The organism is Streptomyces sp. AF1A (assembly GCF_047340315.1).
Lineage (GTDB): Bacteria > Actinomycetota > Actinomycetes > Streptomycetales > Streptomycetaceae > Streptomyces.
The window spans coordinates 1-14,433 of the sequence record NZ_JBLEBI010000174.1 but is presented as its reverse complement, the minus strand read 5'-3'; the positions used below and the strand labels follow the sequence as shown (position 1 = coordinate 14,433).

Annotated in this window: 16 protein-coding genes and 1 tRNA gene; 9 read left to right on the top strand and 8 right to left on the bottom strand. The window is 73.1% G+C overall.

Annotated features, from left to right (window positions below; genetic code table 11):
* On the top strand, positions 1 to 1,084 hold a 1,084-nt coding region (locus ACLU3S_RS30465; protein WP_413955197.1), incomplete at its 5' end, for an ATP-binding domain-containing protein.
* 139 nt (positions 1,085 to 1,223) lie between these two features.
* Here ACLU3S_RS30465 and ACLU3S_RS30460 read toward each other — a convergent pair.
* The gene (locus tag ACLU3S_RS30460) at positions 1,224 to 1,946 is read right to left on the bottom strand and encodes a hypothetical protein (RefSeq protein ID WP_413955196.1); all 723 of its coding nucleotides are present in this window, start codon (positions 1,944 to 1,946) and stop codon (positions 1,224 to 1,226) included.
* 47 nt (positions 1,947 to 1,993) lie between these two features.
* Between ACLU3S_RS30460 and ACLU3S_RS30455 the strand changes: the two genes are divergently transcribed.
* Positions 1,994 to 2,182, top strand: a complete 189-nt coding sequence (locus ACLU3S_RS30455) for a DUF5703 family protein (protein WP_014671721.1) — start codon at positions 1,994 to 1,996, stop codon at positions 2,180 to 2,182.
* A gap of 93 nt (positions 2,183 to 2,275) precedes the next feature.
* Here the strand turns inward: ACLU3S_RS30455 and ACLU3S_RS30450 are convergent, their stop codons facing one another.
* The 3 genes from ACLU3S_RS30450 to ACLU3S_RS30440 all read right to left on the bottom strand — a co-directional run bounded on the left by ACLU3S_RS30450 (position 2,276) and on the right by ACLU3S_RS30440 (position 5,136).
* Positions 2,276 to 3,301, bottom strand: a complete 1,026-nt coding sequence (locus ACLU3S_RS30450) for a chaplin (protein WP_413955195.1) — start codon at positions 3,299 to 3,301, stop codon at positions 2,276 to 2,278.
* A gap of 128 nt (positions 3,302 to 3,429) precedes the next feature.
* Positions 3,430 to 3,663 carry a chaplin ChpH gene (gene chpH / locus ACLU3S_RS30445; protein WP_413955194.1) on the bottom strand — a complete coding sequence of 78 codons (234 nt, stop codon included), beginning with the start codon at positions 3,661 to 3,663 and terminating at the stop codon, positions 3,430 to 3,432.
* A 147-nt stretch (positions 3,664 to 3,810) separates the two neighbouring features.
* Positions 3,811 to 5,136, bottom strand: a complete 1,326-nt coding sequence (locus ACLU3S_RS30440) for a M20/M25/M40 family metallo-hydrolase (RefSeq protein ID WP_413955193.1) — start codon at positions 5,134 to 5,136, stop codon at positions 3,811 to 3,813.
* A 213-nt stretch (positions 5,137 to 5,349) separates the two neighbouring features.
* Between ACLU3S_RS30440 and ACLU3S_RS30435 the strand changes: the two genes are divergently transcribed.
* Positions 5,350 to 5,437 (top strand) — tRNA-Leu (locus ACLU3S_RS30435).
* Between the two features lie 72 nt (positions 5,438 to 5,509).
* A complete protein-coding gene (gene polX / locus ACLU3S_RS30430; RefSeq protein WP_413955192.1) occupies positions 5,510 to 7,237 on the top strand; it encodes a DNA polymerase/3'-5' exonuclease PolX in 1,728 nt (575 codons plus the stop codon).
* A gap of 12 nt (positions 7,238 to 7,249) precedes the next feature.
* Here polX and ACLU3S_RS30425 read toward each other — a convergent pair whose 3' ends face one another.
* Genes ACLU3S_RS30425 through ACLU3S_RS30415 form a run of 3 tightly spaced genes read right to left on the bottom strand, consistent with a single transcriptional unit; the run spans position 7,250 to position 10,017 of the window.
* The gene (locus tag ACLU3S_RS30425; protein ID WP_413955191.1) at positions 7,250 to 8,380 is read right to left on the bottom strand and encodes a CapA family protein; all 1,131 of its coding nucleotides are present in this window, start codon (positions 8,378 to 8,380) and stop codon (positions 7,250 to 7,252) included.
* A 9-nt stretch (positions 8,381 to 8,389) separates the two neighbouring features.
* Positions 8,390 to 9,694 carry a phosphoribosyltransferase family protein gene (locus ACLU3S_RS30420; RefSeq protein WP_413955190.1) on the bottom strand — a complete coding sequence of 435 codons (1,305 nt, stop codon included), beginning with the start codon at positions 9,692 to 9,694 and terminating at the stop codon, positions 8,390 to 8,392.
* Between the two features lie 11 nt (positions 9,695 to 9,705).
* Positions 9,706 to 10,017, bottom strand: coding sequence for a dsRBD fold-containing protein (locus ACLU3S_RS30415; RefSeq protein WP_413955189.1), 312 nt, complete (start codon positions 10,015 to 10,017; stop codon positions 9,706 to 9,708).
* A 112-nt stretch (positions 10,018 to 10,129) separates the two neighbouring features.
* Here ACLU3S_RS30415 and ACLU3S_RS30410 point away from each other — a divergent pair, with 112 nt between their 5' ends.
* Entirely contained in the window at positions 10,130 to 10,513 is a 384-nt protein-coding gene (locus ACLU3S_RS30410; RefSeq protein ID WP_413955188.1) for a YchJ family protein, read from the top strand.
* Here ACLU3S_RS30410 and ACLU3S_RS30405 read toward each other — a convergent pair.
* Complete coding sequence (locus ACLU3S_RS30405) at positions 10,510 to 11,211, bottom strand: FadR/GntR family transcriptional regulator (protein ID WP_413955187.1); 702 nt, start codon at positions 11,209 to 11,211, stop codon at positions 10,510 to 10,512. The genes ACLU3S_RS30410 and ACLU3S_RS30405 overlap by 4 nt on opposite strands.
* Positions 11,212 to 11,352: 141 nt before the next feature.
* Here ACLU3S_RS30405 and ACLU3S_RS30400 point away from each other — a divergent pair, with 141 nt between their 5' ends.
* From ACLU3S_RS30400 to ACLU3S_RS30385, 4 genes are all read left to right on the top strand, one after another.
* Complete coding sequence (locus tag ACLU3S_RS30400) at positions 11,353 to 11,871, top strand: gluconokinase (RefSeq protein ID WP_413955186.1); 519 nt, start codon at positions 11,353 to 11,355, stop codon at positions 11,869 to 11,871.
* Between the two features lie 36 nt (positions 11,872 to 11,907).
* Complete coding sequence (locus ACLU3S_RS30395) at positions 11,908 to 13,305, top strand: GntP family permease (RefSeq protein ID WP_413955185.1); 1,398 nt, start codon at positions 11,908 to 11,910, stop codon at positions 13,303 to 13,305.
* Between the two features lie 12 nt (positions 13,306 to 13,317).
* On the top strand, positions 13,318 to 14,082 hold the full coding sequence (locus ACLU3S_RS30390; protein WP_413955184.1) for an SDR family oxidoreductase: 765 nt from the start codon (positions 13,318 to 13,320) through the stop codon (positions 14,080 to 14,082).
* A gap of 14 nt (positions 14,083 to 14,096) precedes the next feature.
* Positions 14,097 to 14,433, top strand: a 337-nt coding sequence (locus ACLU3S_RS30385; RefSeq protein ID WP_413955198.1) for an alcohol dehydrogenase catalytic domain-containing protein, incomplete at its 3' end; no start/stop codon positions are given.

Sequence of the window (14,433 nt, the reverse complement as noted above, 5' to 3'; positions counted from 1 at the left end):
ACCGTGTTGTTCGACTTCGGCCGCGATGCTCGGTGCCGCCCGCGCCGCGGGTCTGCGGGCCTTCGCCGTCTGCCACGCGCCCGACGGGCGCCGCCGCCTCGCCGCGCTGCTCGGCGCGGAGCCGGTGGAGGCGGGTGTGGGCACCGTCGCCGGTCTGCTCTCCGGTGCCGAGGGGCCCGGCCGGGACGCGGACGGCGCCCTGGAGCTCGACCTGCTGATCGTGGTGGACGCGCCCCAGCTCGACGTGGAGAGCGCCGCGATGCTGGTGGAGTCGCTGCCTGACGGGGCGCGGCTGGTGCTCAGCGGTGATCCGGCGGTGCTGTGGTCGGCCGGTCCGGGCCGGGTCTTCGCGGACCTGCTCGCGGCCCGCGCCTGCCCGCAGCTCGCCTCCCGCGTCCCCGACCCGGGGCCGATCGGCGAACTGGTCTCGGGCGTCGGGGCCGGCGAGCTGAACCAGGTGGCCACGCCCGGCAAGGAGGTCGTCATCGTCCCGGTGCGGGACGCGGGCGAGGCCGTGCACCGGACGGTGCAGCTCGTCGCGGACTCCGTGCCGCGGGCGATCGGGGTCCCGGCCGAGGAGACCGTCGTGATCACCCCGGGGCACGGCGGGGCCGCCGGTACCCGGGCCCTGAACTCCGCCCTGAAGGAGCGCCTCAACCCCGGCCCCGGCCGGTTCGGCGGCTTCGACCCCGGTGACCGGATCGCCTACTCCCCCGCCCCGGGCCGCTCGGTGCCGGGCACGGTGGTGAAGGCCGACGCCGAGGGGCTGCACCTGTCGTGCGCGGGCGCCCCCGTCGTCGTACCGCGGGAGCGGGTGGACGGCTGCGTGCGGCACGGCTGGGCGCTCACCGCGCACCAGGCGGTGGGCGGCCGCTGGCCGGCGGCGGTCGTGGTGCTGCCCGGCGACGCCGCGCAGGCGCTCAGCAGGCCGTGGGTCTACACGGCGTTCGGCCGGGCCGAGCGGCACCTGTCCGTGGTGCACGGCGTGGAGCAGGCCCTGCCGAGGGCGGTCGCGGAGGTCGTGGCCAAGCCCCGCACGACCCGGCTGCAGACCTTGCTGCGCGCGCAGGTGCCGACCGCCTGAGCGTGCGGGTGCCGACCGGCTGGGCGTGCTTGCGCGGCAGCCTGGCTGTGACGGCGGCGCTGCACCGGCCGGGCCGTACGGCACGCTGCGACGGCGGCGCCGTACCGGCCCCCGGGCCGTACGGCACCGCCGGCCGCGGTCACCTCTGGACGCCCTCGGCCCGGGCCTCGTCGTCGTCCGCGTCCTCGTCGTCGTCCGCGTCCTCGTCCTCGACGAACTCGAGATCGTCCTCGTCCTCGTCGTCGCCTTCTTCTTCGTCGAAGACCGCGCTGACGTCGAACCGGCACACCACCGACTGCGCGTCGATGTGCTCGAACGGCGCGTCCAGCCACTCCCCCGCCTCCGGGGGCTCCTCCGCGGCCGTGACCCAGAGCGTGGAGTCGCCCTCCTCCAGGCCGAACTCCTTGGCCCGGGAGGCGATCTCGTCCGCCTCGAACTCCCCGAAGAGGATGCCCAGCGCCCCGGGGAGCGTGGCCGCGGCGTCGTCGCCCGCGCCGGCGACGTCCTCGTAGTCCGCCGCCTCGACCCGCTCCGCCTGCGCCAGCAGCCGCTGGGGCTCCGCCACGGTGTAGTCGCGGCGGATCAGCACGCTGATCGCGCTGGGTTCCTCGGGGCCGGCGTACGGCGGCAGGGACTCCTCCGCGCCGGGGATCTCGAAGGGCGTGACCTCGTCGTAGCGGTCGTAGAGCAGCTCGTCGTACGCCTCGGCGGCCGCGGCCAGCTCGTTGAACGCCTCGGAGACGGCTGGATCGTCGTCCCCGGACCTGCGTTCGACCGCCGCCAGATGACGGTCGAGCGCGGTCTTGACCGCCTCGGCGGCGGCGCGTACCTCGGCAGCGGTGGGCTGCGCAGCATCAGACATAGTGCAGACGCTATCCGTACCGGGCACCAGCCCGCACAATAGATGCGATGCCGGAATACGAATTTGTCGACGTGTATGTGCCTCGTGGGGTGTCCCGCAAGGAGGCCACGCGTCTGCTGACCGACCATGCCGAGTACGGACACTGGGAGTTGGACCGACTGAGCCTGCTGCGCGACGGCAGCCGCAGGGTGCGGTTGCGCCGGCGGATCATCCGCCAGGTGCGTGCCACGTGGTGAGACGGGACATCTGAACGGAGCGGGCCCGCCGGCAGGGCGGGCCCGCTCCTTCGTCCGCGCTCTCACGGCCGGTTGGTTCCCGGCCGCGCAGCGCTATGCCGCGGCCCGCGCCTTGCGGTACATCACCGCGCCCGCGAGCAGCGCGCCCGCGCCGGCCGAGAGGGCGGCGCCCAGCGGCAGGCCGCTGCCGGTGTGCGCGAGCTCGCCGGCGCCCAGGGACGCCGCGGAACCGCCGCCCGGCTGCTTGACCTGGACGGAACCCTGCGGGGTGTGACCGCCCTGTGCGGGCGGAGTGGCCGGGCTGCCCGGCTGGTCCGGCTGCCCGGGCTGGTGCGGGGTGCCCGGGTTACCCGGGTGGCCCGGATGCCCGGGGTGACCCGGATGCCCGGGGTGACCCGGGTGCTCGCAGTGACCGGGGTGACCGGGGTGACCGGGGTGACCGGGGTGACCGGGGTGACCCGGATGCCCGGGGTGACCCGGATGCCCGGGGTGACCCGGGTGACCCGGGTGGTTGCCGTGGCCGCCGCCGTTGGCGCAGTCGTCGCCCCGGACGGCGTTGCCCACGCCGATGACGTCGACGCTGTTGCCGCAGGCGTTCACCGGGACGTGGATCGGCACCTGGACGGTGTTGCCCGAGCCCACGCCCGGCGAGCCGCTCGTGCGGCCGCTCGCGTGCGAGCCATGGCCCCCACTGCCGCCGTGGTTGGCGCACGTGTTGCCGGCCGCCGGGTTGAGCAGCCCGACGACGTCGACGCTGTTGCCGCACACGTTCACCGGAACGTCGATCGGCGCCTGCACCGTGTTGCCGGACAGCACGCCGGGCGAGCCGGCGCTGCGGCCGCTCGCGTGCGACCCGCCGGAGCCGTGCCCCCCGCCGCCGTGGTTGGCGCAGGCGTTGCCCGCGGCCGGATTGAGCAGCCCGACGACGTTCACGGTGTTGCCGCACACGTTCACCGGGACGTGTACCGGCGCCTGCACCGTGTTGCCCGACAGAACGCCGGGCGAGCCCACGGTCGAGCCGGACGCGCCCGCGTCGGCGTGTGCGTAGCCACTCGCGGCGGCGATCACGCCGGTCGCGGCGGCCACGGTCATCAGACCCTTGCGGGTACCCTGTCGCATGCTGAGTTTCCCCCTGCCTTCGCTGTCTGGAAAAGGCCTGTCGGCCTCGGAGCGCATGACGCGCGCTCCGAGGCCGACGGCTCGTAGAAGACGCCCCTCAGGGCGGACGCCCTGTCAGGGAACCGGCGTCAGTGGTTGACGCAGGTGTTGCCGAAGGCGGGGTTCAGGAGCCCGATCACGTTGATCGTGTTGCCGCACACGTTCACCGGGACGTGCACGGGCACCTGGACGACGTTGCCGGAGACGACACCCGGGGAGTGCACGGCGGCACCCTGGGCGCCGGAGTCGGCGACGGCCAGGCCCGCGCCCGCGAGAACCAGCCCACCGGTGGCAGCCGCAGCAGCGACGACCTTCTTGATCATTATTCCTCCTAGTTGGCAATGCGATCCCAAGGTGCGGGGATCACGTCACCTGTAACGAGGAGGGAGTAATGGAGCTACGAGCTTATGGTCGCATTCACCCTTCCCAGTCGATCTCGTACGCTCGCCCGATTATCGGGGCGCGCGGCGTCACGACGCGTCGATGAAGCGGTCGAGCACCCGCACGCCGAACCGCAGCCCGTCCACCGGGACCCGCTCGTCCACGCCATGGAACATGCCGGCGAAGTCCAGCTCCGGCGGCAGCTTCAGCGGTGCGAAGCCGAAGCCGCGGATGCCGAGGTCGTCGAAGGACTTGGCGTCGGTGCCGCCGGAGAGCATGTAGGGGATGGCCTTGGCGGTGGGGTCCTCGGCGAGCAGCGCGGACTGCATGGCCTCCACCAGAGCCCCGTCGAAGCCGGTCTCGACGGCCTTGTCGGCGTGCACGTCCTCGCGGCGGACGTTCGGCCCGAGCAGCCGGTCGAGGTCGGCGAGGAACTCGTCCTCGTACCCCGGCAGGAAGCGTCCGTCGATGTGCGCGGTGGCTTCGCCCGGGATGACGTTGACCTTGTAACCGGCGTTCAGCTGGGTGGGGTTGGCGGTGTTGCCGAGGGTCGCGCCGATCAGCTTGGCGATGCCGCCGAGCCTGGCGAGGGTGGACTCCATGTCCTCCGGGTCCAGCTCGGTGCCGAGCGCGTCGCCCAGCTCGTCGAGGAAGGCCCGGGTGGTCTTGGTGACCCGCACCGGGAACCGGTGCCGGCCGACCCGGGCGACGGCCTCGGACAGTTCGGTGATGGCGTTGTCGCGATGGATCATCGAGCCGTGCCCGGCGGTGCCGGCCACGGTCAGCTTCATCCAGTGCATGCCCTTCTCGGCCGTCTGGATCAGATAGAGCCGGCGCTGCTCGTTCACCGTGAACGAGAACCCGCCGACCTCGCTGATCGCCTCGGTGACGCCCTCGAACAGCTCGGGGTGACGGTCGACCAGGTGGCGCGCGCCGTAGGTGCCACCGGCCTCCTCGTCGGCGAGGAAGGCGACGACGACGTCCCGCGGCGGCCGGCGCCCGCTGCGGAGCCGGTCGCGGACGACCGCGAGGGTCATGGCGTCCATGTCCTTCATGTCGACGGCTCCGCGCCCCCACACGCACCCGTCGGCGATCTCGCCGGAGAACGGGTGGTGGGTCCAGTCGGCGGCGTTGGCCGGTACGACGTCCAGGTGGCCGTGGATCAGCAGCGCGGGCCGGGACGGGTCCTCGCCCTCGATGCGGGCCACGGTCGAGGCGCGGCCCGGGTGCGACTCGAAGATCTTCGGTTCCAGTCCGACCTCGGCGAGCTTCTCGGCGACCCACTCGGCGGCCTTGCGCTCGCCCGGCCCGGAGTGGTCGCCGTAGTTGCTGGTGTCGAACCGGATCAGCTCGCGGCAGAGGTCCACGACCTCGTCCTGGCCGGTGACGCCCCTGGCCGTGTCCGTCTCGCTCACGCTGCTTCCTCCCACTGTCACTGCTGGTGGACCCCCTCATCCTCTCTCCGGGTCCGCCCCGGGCCCAAGACCGGGCCCGGCCGGTCACACGCCGTTCACGCGCGACCGCCCGCGGGGACGGGGGGTGATCGGCCACCCCGGAAAGCCTGGTAATGTTTCTCTCGTCGCCGCGAGGGAGACCCAGCGAAGGGAAGCCCGCACGGCACACACCTGGTCCGGGTGGCGGAATGGCAGACGCGCTAGCTTGAGGTGCTAGTGCCCTTTATCGGGCGTGGGGGTTCAAGTCCCCCCTCGGACACCAGCAAGGCCCCTGTTCGGCAGGGGCCTTTTCGATGCCTCGGCGCGGTCCGCCTCCGCTTCCTAGACTTGAGGTGTGGCCCGGCGCAACGAGGAGGTCCAGGCGCTCCTGCAGGAGTACGCGGACCTCATCGCGATCACGGGAGGCGACGCCTTCAAGGCGCGCGCCTACGAGAAGGCCGCGCGCGCCATCGGCGGGTATCCGGCGGACGTCGCCGAGCTGGACGAGGACGGGCTGCGCCAGATCCCGAACGTGGGCCGCTCGATCGCCGACAAGGTGACCGAGTACCTGCGCACGGGAAAGATGGCGGTGGTCGAGGAGCGCCGGGCGAAGATCCCGGCCGGGGTGCGGGAGCTGATCACCATCCCCACCCTCGGTCCCAAGAAGGCGATGCGGCTCTACGAGGACCTGCACATCGCGTCGGTGCAGGAGCTGGCCGCCGCGATCGAGTCGGGCGCGCTGGCCGACCTCAAGGGCTTCGGGGAGAAGACGCAGGAGAACATCCGGCACGGCATCGAGCTGCTGCAGCAGACGGGCGCCCGGGTGCCGCTGGCGCTCGCGCTGGACACCGCCGAGGAGATCGTGGCCGAGCTGTCCGCGGTGACCGGCTGCGAGCGCTGCGCGTACGCCGGATCGCTGCGCCGGATGCGGGAGACCGTCGGGGATCTGGACGTGCTGGTCGCGGCGGAGCGGTCGGCGCCGTTCATGGAGGCGCTGTGCGCCCTGCCGGTCACCGCGGAGGTGATCGCGCGGGGCACGAAGAAGACGTCGGTGCGCACCGCCCGGGGCCTCCAGGTCGACCTGCGGGTGCTGCCGCCCCGGTCGTGGGGCGCGGGCCTGCAGTACTTCACCGGCTCCAAGGCGCACAACATCCGTACCCGGACCATCGCCGTGCACCAGGGGCTGAAGCTCTCCGAGTACGGCCTGTTCGACGCCGGGAGCGGGGAGTCGCTCGCCTCCCGGACGGAGGAGGAGGTGTACGCCGGGCTCGGGCTGCCGTGGATCCCGCCCACGCTGCGGGAGGACCGCGGGGAGATCGAGGCGGCGCTGCACGGCGAGCTGCCCGAGGTGGTGACCGAGCGGGACATCCGCGGTGACCTGCACACCCACACCGACCTCACGGACGGCCTGGCGTCGCTGGAGACGATGGTGGAGGCGGCCTCGAAGCGCGGATACGCCTACTACGCGGTCACCGACCACGCGCCCAACCTGTACATGCAGCGCATGACCGACGAGAAGATCCTCGCCCAGCGGGAGCGGCTGCGTGCGCTGGACGGCGCCCACCACCGGATGCGGCTCTTGCACGGCACGGAGCTGAACATCGGCCCGGAGGGCGAGGTGGACTGGCCGGAGGAGTTCCTGGCCGGCTTCGACCTGTGCGTGGCCTCGCTGCACTCGCACTTCGACCTGGACCGCAAGGCGATGACGCGGCGGCTGGTGCGGGCCTGCGTGCACCCGTACGTCAACGTCATCGGGCATCCCACGACCCGGCTGATCGGCAGGCGGGCGGGCGTCGACGCGGACTGGGAGGAGGTGTTCGCGGCCTGTGCGCGCACGGGCACCGCGCTGGAGGTCAACGCCCAGCCGGACCGGCTGGACCTGCGCGACGAGGACATCCTGCGGGCCAGGGCGCACGGGGTGCGGTTCGCCGTGAACACCGACGCCCACTCCGTGCTGCACCTCGCGCAGCTGCGGTACGGCGTCGGCACCGCGCAGCGCGGCTGGCTGACCCGGGACGACGTGATCAACGCCTGGCCGCTGACCCGGCTGCGCCGGTTCCTGCGCAAGGGCCGGCGGGCCTGAGACCGCGCCCTTTCAGCGCGGTGCGCCGGCGCGCAGGGACCGTACGGTGAGCGTGCCGTCGACGCCGGGCTCAACGCGGGTGCCGAGGTCGCGGGCGTACCCGTCGAGGACGGTGCGCAGCCACGCGGTGTCCTCGGACGAGGCGTGCTCCAGGCGCATCCGGCGGGCCCGCAGCGGCACCATCCGCAGGCGGATCAGCCGGCCGGTGCCGGCCTCGACCGTCACCAGGTACAGCAGCCGCAGGTCGTCGCGGTAGCGCTCGTAACCGTGGATGCCCTCGTAGTCGTCGACGAGGTCGCCGCAGCCGTACAGGACGAGCCGGTCCCGGTAGATCTCGGGCGGGCGCGGGTGGTGCGAGGAGTGCCCGTGGACCACGTCGGCGCCGGCGTCGACGAGGGCGTGGGCGAAGCGGACCTCGTTGCGGGTGGCGGCGTAGCCCCAGTTGGGGCCCCAGTGGACGGAGGCGACGACGATGTCGCCGGGGCGTTCGACCTGGCGCAGGCGGCCGGCGAAGTCCGCCGCGGCGGCCGCGGTGGGCGCGCCGACCAGGGCCACGCCGGGGTGTTCGGCGGTGGCGGCCCAGCCGTGCGGGATGCCGCTGGAGGGCATGCCGAAGGCGAGGACGAGGACGCGTCCGTGCGGGTGCAGCGGCACGGCTGCCGGGCGCCATGCCGCGACCGCGTCCCGGCCGGCCCCGGCGGTGCGCAGCCGGGCTGTCTCCAGGCAGGCCAGCGTCTCTTCGAGGCCGAGCGGGCCGAAGTCGAGCACGTGGTTGTTGGCGAGGACGCAGACGTCGGGGCGGAGGGCGGCGAGGCAGGGCAGGTTGGCGGGGTGCACGCGGTAGTGGACGGCCTTGCCGGGGGCGAAGTCGCCGTCCCCGGTGACGGCGGTCTCCAGGTTGATCACCCGCACGTGAGGCGCGGCGCGTTCCAGGACGGGCAGCGCCTCGCCCCAGGGCCAGGTGTCGGGCGCGGGCCGGGGTATCGGCCCGTTCGCGGCCTCCGCCAGGGCGACGTAGTCCCGGGCGTCGCGCACGTAGTCCTCGCGCAGCGCGGGGTCGCCGGGGTGCGCGAGGATCTGGTCGACGCCCCGGCCGAGCATGACGTCACCGGCCAGGAACAGGGTGACGGCTTCCTCGGACATGGCCGGCGGTCAGACGTGGGCGGGTGCCATGTGGTCCGTGAACCAGTCCCGGGCCAGCTCGGTCACCCGCTCCAGGGCGCCGGGCTCCTCGAAGAGGTGGGTGGCGCCGGGGACTACCTGGAGCCGGTTCTCGCAGTGCAAACGTGCCTGGGCCTCGCGGTTGAGGTCGAGGACCAGCCGGTCGGCGCCGCCGACGATCAGCAGGGTGGGGGCCGTCACCTCGGCCAGCCGCGGTCCGGCCAGGTCGGGCCGGCCGCCGCGGGAGACGACGGCGGCGGGCCGTGCGTCGGGTTCCGCGGCGGCCCACAGGGCGGCGGCCGCGCCGGTGCTGGCGCCGAAGTAGCCGATGGCGAGCCCCTCGACGTCGGGTTCCTCGCGCAGCCAGCGGGTGGCGTCCAGCAGCCGCCCGGCCAGCAGCGCGATGTCGAACACATTGCTGCGGTCCCGCTCCTCGTCCCGGGTGAGCAGGTCGAACAGCAGGGTGCCGAGCCCGGCCCGGTGCAGTCCCTCGGCCACGAACCGGTTGCGCGGGCTGTGCCGGCTGCTGCCGCTGCCGTGGGCGAAGGCCACGACGCCGGTGGCGCCGTCGGGCACGGTGAGCCGCCCGCCCAGCCGCACGGCGCCGGCCGGGACCGTCACCTCCCGGTCGGCGGCCTCGGCGCCCGTGGTGTGCCGGTGCCGTTGCGCGGCGCGCCGCAGACAGGCGGTGACCTCCTCGTCGTCGACCTGCGTGAAGTCGGCGTAGAACTGGCCGACCGCGGCGAAGTCGCGTGGGGTCTCCAGACAGACCAGTTCGTCGGCGTCGCCGTGGAGCCGCCGGGCGAAGTCGTACGGGGCCACGGGGACCGCGAGCACGATGCGGGCCGCGCCCCGGGCCCGGGCGACCTGGCAGGCGACCCGGGCGGTGGAGCCGGTGGCCACCCCGTCGTCGACGACCACGGCGGTCCGGCCGGCGACGGAGACGGGCGACACCTCGCCCCGGTAGCGCGCGGAGCGCTCCTGGAGCACCCGGCGTTCGCGCTCCTCGACCCGGGCCACGTCCGCCTCGGTGGCCCCGGTGCCGCGCAGCACTTCCTGGTTGACGACGCGTACGCCGTCCTCGCCGATCGCTCCCATGCCGAGTTCGGGCTGGTACGGCAGGCCGAGCTTGCGCACCAGGCAGACGTCGAGGGGCGCGTCGAGGGCCTCGGCGACGGCCGCGGCGACCGGCACGCCACCGCGCGGCAGCCCCAGCACCACCACGTCCTGGCCCCTGAGGTACTCCAGGCGCCGGCCCAACTGCCGTCCCGCTTCCAGCCGGTTGGCGAAGAGCACGCCGGACTCCTTCACTCCCGGGGCAGCCAGAGCGGGGCGGGGTTCTGCGTGTCGGCCGCGCCCAGTGCCCGCATGTCGCCGTTGGCCGCGCGGACCAGCAGCCGTCCCATGGCGATCAGGGCGCGCCCGGCGGCGAGTTCGTCGCCGATCTCGGGCACGTCGCGGTCGTAGGGGTTGCGGCGGGCCTCGGCGTGGCTCTCCAGGACGTTGTCCCCGGTGTCGAGGACGATCCGTGCCGTGGTGTCCGGGTCGTGCTCGGACAGGTACAGGTTCAGCCGCCACTCCTTGACGGCCGGAGGACGGCTGGTCACGGGTCGGGTCATGGTCCGTCCCTCCTCCTTCTGCCGCGGCCCGGCAGAGCGCGTCGGTCCCGCACTTCCACTGTGCACCCCGGCGCAGGGGGGCGCCTCCCCGGATGCGGGCAGAATGGGGCGCATGACCACGCGCACCTGCCCCTGCGGACTCCCCCGGCCCTACGACGCCTGCTGCGGCCGGTTCCACACGGGGGCGGCGGCCGCGCCGACCGCCGAACTGCTCATGCGCTCGCGGTACAGCGCGTTCGTGCGGGGGGACGCGGGCTATCTGCTGCGCACCTGGCACCCTCGGACCCGGCCCGGGCGACTCGACTTCGATCCGCGGATGCGGTGGACCGGGCTGGAGATTCTCGACAGCACCGAAGGCTCGGCGTTCCACGACAGGGGCACCGTGACGTTCCGCGCCTCCTACCGGGGCGGTTCGCTGCACGAGCGGAGCCGCTTCGAGCGGGTGGCCGGGGCGTGGGTGTACGTGGACGGGGACTTCCCGGAGGCCCGTGACTAGGGCGCCAGGATGTCCAGTTCGTGCAGGGCGCCCACGGTGATCTGCCTGGTCAGCTCCTCGGCGCGGGCCGCGTCGCCGCCGCGCACCGCCTCCGCCACCTGCACGTGCAGGGTGACGGCCGCCGGGTCGGGGTCCTCGAACATCACCTCGTGCTGGGTGCGGCCGGCCAGGACCTCCGCGACGACGTCGCCGAGGCGGGCGAACATCTCGTTGCCCGAGGCGTTGAGGATGACCCGGTGGAAGGCCACGTCGTGCACCAGGTACTCCTGCAGCCGGTGGCCGCGTGAGTTGGCCACCATGCCCAGTGCGCACTCGGTGAGTTCGGCGCACTGGTCCGCGGTGGCGTGCTTGGCCGCGAGCCCGGCCGCGAGGGGCTCGATCGCGCAGCGCAGCACGGTCAGCGAGCGCAGTTGCTGGGGGCGGTCGGCGCCGGCCAGCCGCCATCGGATGACCTGCGGGTCGTAGACGTTCCACTCGGCCTTGGGGCGGACCGTGACGCCGACCCTGCGGCGGGACTCGACCAGGTGCATGGACTCGAGGACGCGCACCGCCTCGCGCATCACGGAGCGTGACACCTCGAAGTGCTGGGCGAGTTCGTCGGTCCGCAGAACGCTGCCCGGCGGGTACTCGCCCGCCGTGATCGCGGGGCCGAGGGTGTCGAGAACGCGGCCGTGCAGCCCCCGGCCCGGTGTGGTCATGCACTCAGCGTACGGCGTGGATCACGGACATAAAAAGTCAGACTTATATGTCACACACTCTTGAATTCGTCGTACCTAATGGGTTTCAGTGTGGCGACGCCGCTGTGGCGTCGGATGTCAAGGAAGACAGCGAGGCAGTCAATGCGAACCCCTCAGGTCGTCGTCGTGATGGGCGTCGCGGGGACGGGCAAGACCACGATCGGTCCCCTGCTCGCCGCGCGGCTGGGCGTCCCGTACGCCGAGGGCGACGACTTCCACCCGCAGGCCAACATCGACAAGATGTCGGCCGGGATCCCGCTCGAGGACGCGGACCGGTGGCCCTGGCTCGACGCCATCGGCCACTGGGCGCACGGGCGGGCCGGGCTCGGCGGGGTGGTCAGCAGCTCGGCGCTGAAGCGGTCGTACCGCGACCGGCTCAGGGCCGTGGCTCCCGGGATCGTGTTCGTGCACCTCACGGGCGACCGGAAGCTGATCGAGGACCGGATGGCGCACCGGCAGGGCCACTTCATGCCGACCGCGCTGCTGGACTCGCAGTTCGCCACGCTGCAGCCCCTGGGGCCGGACGAGAACGGTGTCGCCGTGGATGTCAGTGGCAGCCCGGAGGAGATCACCGAGCGCGCCGTCCGGTCGCTGGACGCTCTTCCTGCCGCATCCGCGTAACACCCCCAACAGTCCCCGCAACCGCAAGGGAACCCCGTGACCAGACTCAGCGTCGAGATGCTGGCAGCGGACGCGCCTCCGCCGATCACCTCCGCAGGACACGCCCAGCTGGGCATCGCCGCCCTGGCGGCCATCGTGGTGATCGTCCTGCTCATCACCAAGTTCAAGCTCCATGCCTTCCTGGCGCTGACCATCGGGTCGCTGGCGCTGGGAGCGATCGCCGGGGCACCGCTCGACAAGGCGATCACCAGTTTCTCCACCGGGCTCGGCAGCACCGTGGCCGGCGTCGGCGTCCTGATCGCGCTCGGGGCGGTCCTGGGCAAGCTGCTCGCCGACTCGGGCGGCGCCGACCAGATCGTGGACACGATCCTCGCCAAGGCCGGGGGCCGGGCGATGCCGTGGGCGATGGTGCTGATCGCCTCCGTGATCGGCCTGCCGCTGTTCTTCGAGGTCGGCATCGTGCTGCTGATCCCGGTCGTGCTGATGGTCGCCAAGCGCGGCAACTACTCCCTGATGCGCATCGGCGTCCCGGCGCTCGCCGGTCTGTCCGTGATGCACGGCCTGATCCCGCCACACCCCGGCCCGCTCGTCGCCATCGACGCGCTGCACGCCAACCTGGGCGTGACCCTGGCGCTCGGCATCCTCGTCGCGATACCCACCGTGATCGTCGGCGGTCCGCTGTTCTCGAAGGTCGCGGCCCGCTGGGTGGACGTCCCGGCGCCCGACCGGATGCTGCCGCAGCGCCCCTCGGAGGAGCTGGAGCGCCGTCCGGGCTTCGGCGCGACGCTCGCCACCGTGCTGCTGCCGGTGGTGCTGATGCTGGTCAAGGCCCTGGTGGACATCGTCGTCGACGACCCCACGAACACCACCCAGCGCGTCTTCGACGTCGTCGGCTCCCCGCTGATCGCGCTGCTCGCCGCCGTGATCGTCGGCTTCTTCACGCTGGGCCGGCCCGCCGGGTTCAGCAAGGAGCGGCTGCAGCAGACGGTCGAGAAGGGCCTGATGCCGATCGCGGGCATCCTGCTGATCGTCGGCGCGGGCGGCGGCTTCAAGCAGACGCTGATCGACTCCGGGGTCGGCCAGATGATCCTGGACGTCTCCAAGGACTGGTCGATTCCGACGCTGCTGCTGGCCTGGCTGATCGCGGTCGTGATCCGGCTGGCGACGGGCTCGGCGACGGTCGCGACGGTCTCCGCGTCGGGCCTGGTGGCGCCGCTGGCGGCCGACATGTCGACGACGCACACCGCCCTGCTCGTCCTGGCGATCGGCGCGGGCTCGCTCTTCTTCAGCTTCGTCAACGACGCCGGCTTCTGGCTGGTGAAGGAGTACTTCGGGCTCAGCGTCGGGCAGACCGTGAAGAGCTGGTCGATCATGGAGACGATCCTCTCGGTGGTCGGGGGCGGCCTGGTCCTGCTGCTGTCCCTCGTGATCTAGGAGCGCCACGGCATGACGGCTCACCCCCTCTTCGACATCAGCGGGCGTACGGCCCTGGTCACGGGCTCCAGCCGGGGCATCGGCCTCGCGCTGGCCCGGGGCCTGGCGGAGGCCGGCTGCACGGTGGTCCTCAACGGGCGCGATCCCGGCCGGCTCGCGAAGGCGGCGACGGACCTGCCCGGCAACCGGATCCACACGGCGGTGTTCGACGTGACCGACGGACCGGCCGTGGCCGCGGGCATCGCCGACGTCGAGGAGCGGGTGGGCCCGCTCGACATCCTCGTGAACAACGCGGGCATGCAACTGCGCGCGCCGCTGCTGGAGTTCACGGACGGCGACTGGCACCGGATCCTGGACACCAACCTCACCAGCGCGTTCCTCGTCGGCCGGGAGGCGGCGCGGCGGATGACCGGACGCGGCCGCGGCAAGATCGTCAACATCTGCTCGCTGCAGAGCGAGGTCGTCCGCCCCGGCATCGCGCCCTACGCGGCGGCCAAGGGCGCGCTGAAGATGCTCACCAAGGGCATGTGCGCCGACTGGGGGCCGCACGGCGTCCAGGTCAACGGCCTCGGCCCCGGCTACATCGAGACCGAGCTGACCCGGCCCCTCGTCGAGGACGAGGAGTTCAGCGCGTGGGTGCGCGGGCGCACCCCGGCCGGCCGCTGGGGCCGCACCGCGGACCTGGTGGGCGCCCTGCTGTTCCTCGCGTCGCCCGCGGCCGACTTCGTCGGCGGCCAGGTGCTGTACGTCGACGGCGGCATGACGAGCGTGCTGTGAACGGGTCGGCGGGCATGTGGAGTTGTGTGATCCACGGGGCCGGCGACCTCCGGGTGGAGGAGCTGCCGGTGCCCCGGCCCGGCGCCGGCGAGGCCCTGGTGGCCGTCCGGTACGGCGGGGTGTGCGGCTCCGACCTGCACTACTGGCGGCACGGCGGGGTCGGCGACTTCCGGCTCCGCGAGCCGATGGTGCTCGGGCACGAGGTCGTGGGCACGGTGGTGTCCTACGGCGACGGAGCCACCGGTCCCGCGCCGGGCACGGCCGTCGCCGTGCACCCGGCCACCCCCTGCGGTGCCTGCCCGGAGTGCGCCGACGGGCGGGCCAACGTGTGCCGGGACACCCGGTATCTGG

Bases quoted from the DNA above. Each gene is read 5' to 3' on its own strand.
- ACLU3S_RS30390 (WP_413955184.1), top strand. From the start codon at position 13,318: ATGACGGCTCACCCCCTCTTCGACATCAGCGGGCGTACGGCCCTGGTC.
- ACLU3S_RS30400 (WP_413955186.1), top strand. From the start codon at position 11,353: ATGCGAACCCCTCAGGTCGTCGTCGTGATGGGCGTCGCGGGGACGGGC.
- ACLU3S_RS30455 (WP_014671721.1), top strand. From the start codon at position 1,994: ATGCCGGAATACGAATTTGTCGACGTGTATGTGCCTCGTGGGGTGTCC.
- ACLU3S_RS30425 (WP_413955191.1), bottom strand. From the start codon at position 8,380: ATGTCCGAGGAAGCCGTCACCCTGTTCCTGGCCGGTGACGTCATGCTC.
- ACLU3S_RS30460 (WP_413955196.1), bottom strand. From the start codon at position 1,946: ATGTCTGATGCTGCGCAGCCCACCGCTGCCGAGGTACGCGCCGCCGCC.
- ACLU3S_RS30405 (WP_413955187.1), bottom strand. From the start codon at position 11,211: ATGACCACACCGGGCCGGGGGCTGCACGGCCGCGTTCTCGACACCCTC.
- ACLU3S_RS30410 (WP_413955188.1), top strand. From the start codon at position 10,130: ATGACCACGCGCACCTGCCCCTGCGGACTCCCCCGGCCCTACGACGCC.
- chpH (WP_413955194.1), bottom strand. From the start codon at position 3,663: ATGATCAAGAAGGTCGTCGCTGCTGCGGCTGCCACCGGTGGGCTGGTT.
- ACLU3S_RS30450 (WP_413955195.1), bottom strand. From the start codon at position 3,301: ATGCGACAGGGTACCCGCAAGGGTCTGATGACCGTGGCCGCCGCGACC.
- ACLU3S_RS30415 (WP_413955189.1), bottom strand. From the start codon at position 10,017: ATGACCCGACCCGTGACCAGCCGTCCTCCGGCCGTCAAGGAGTGGCGG.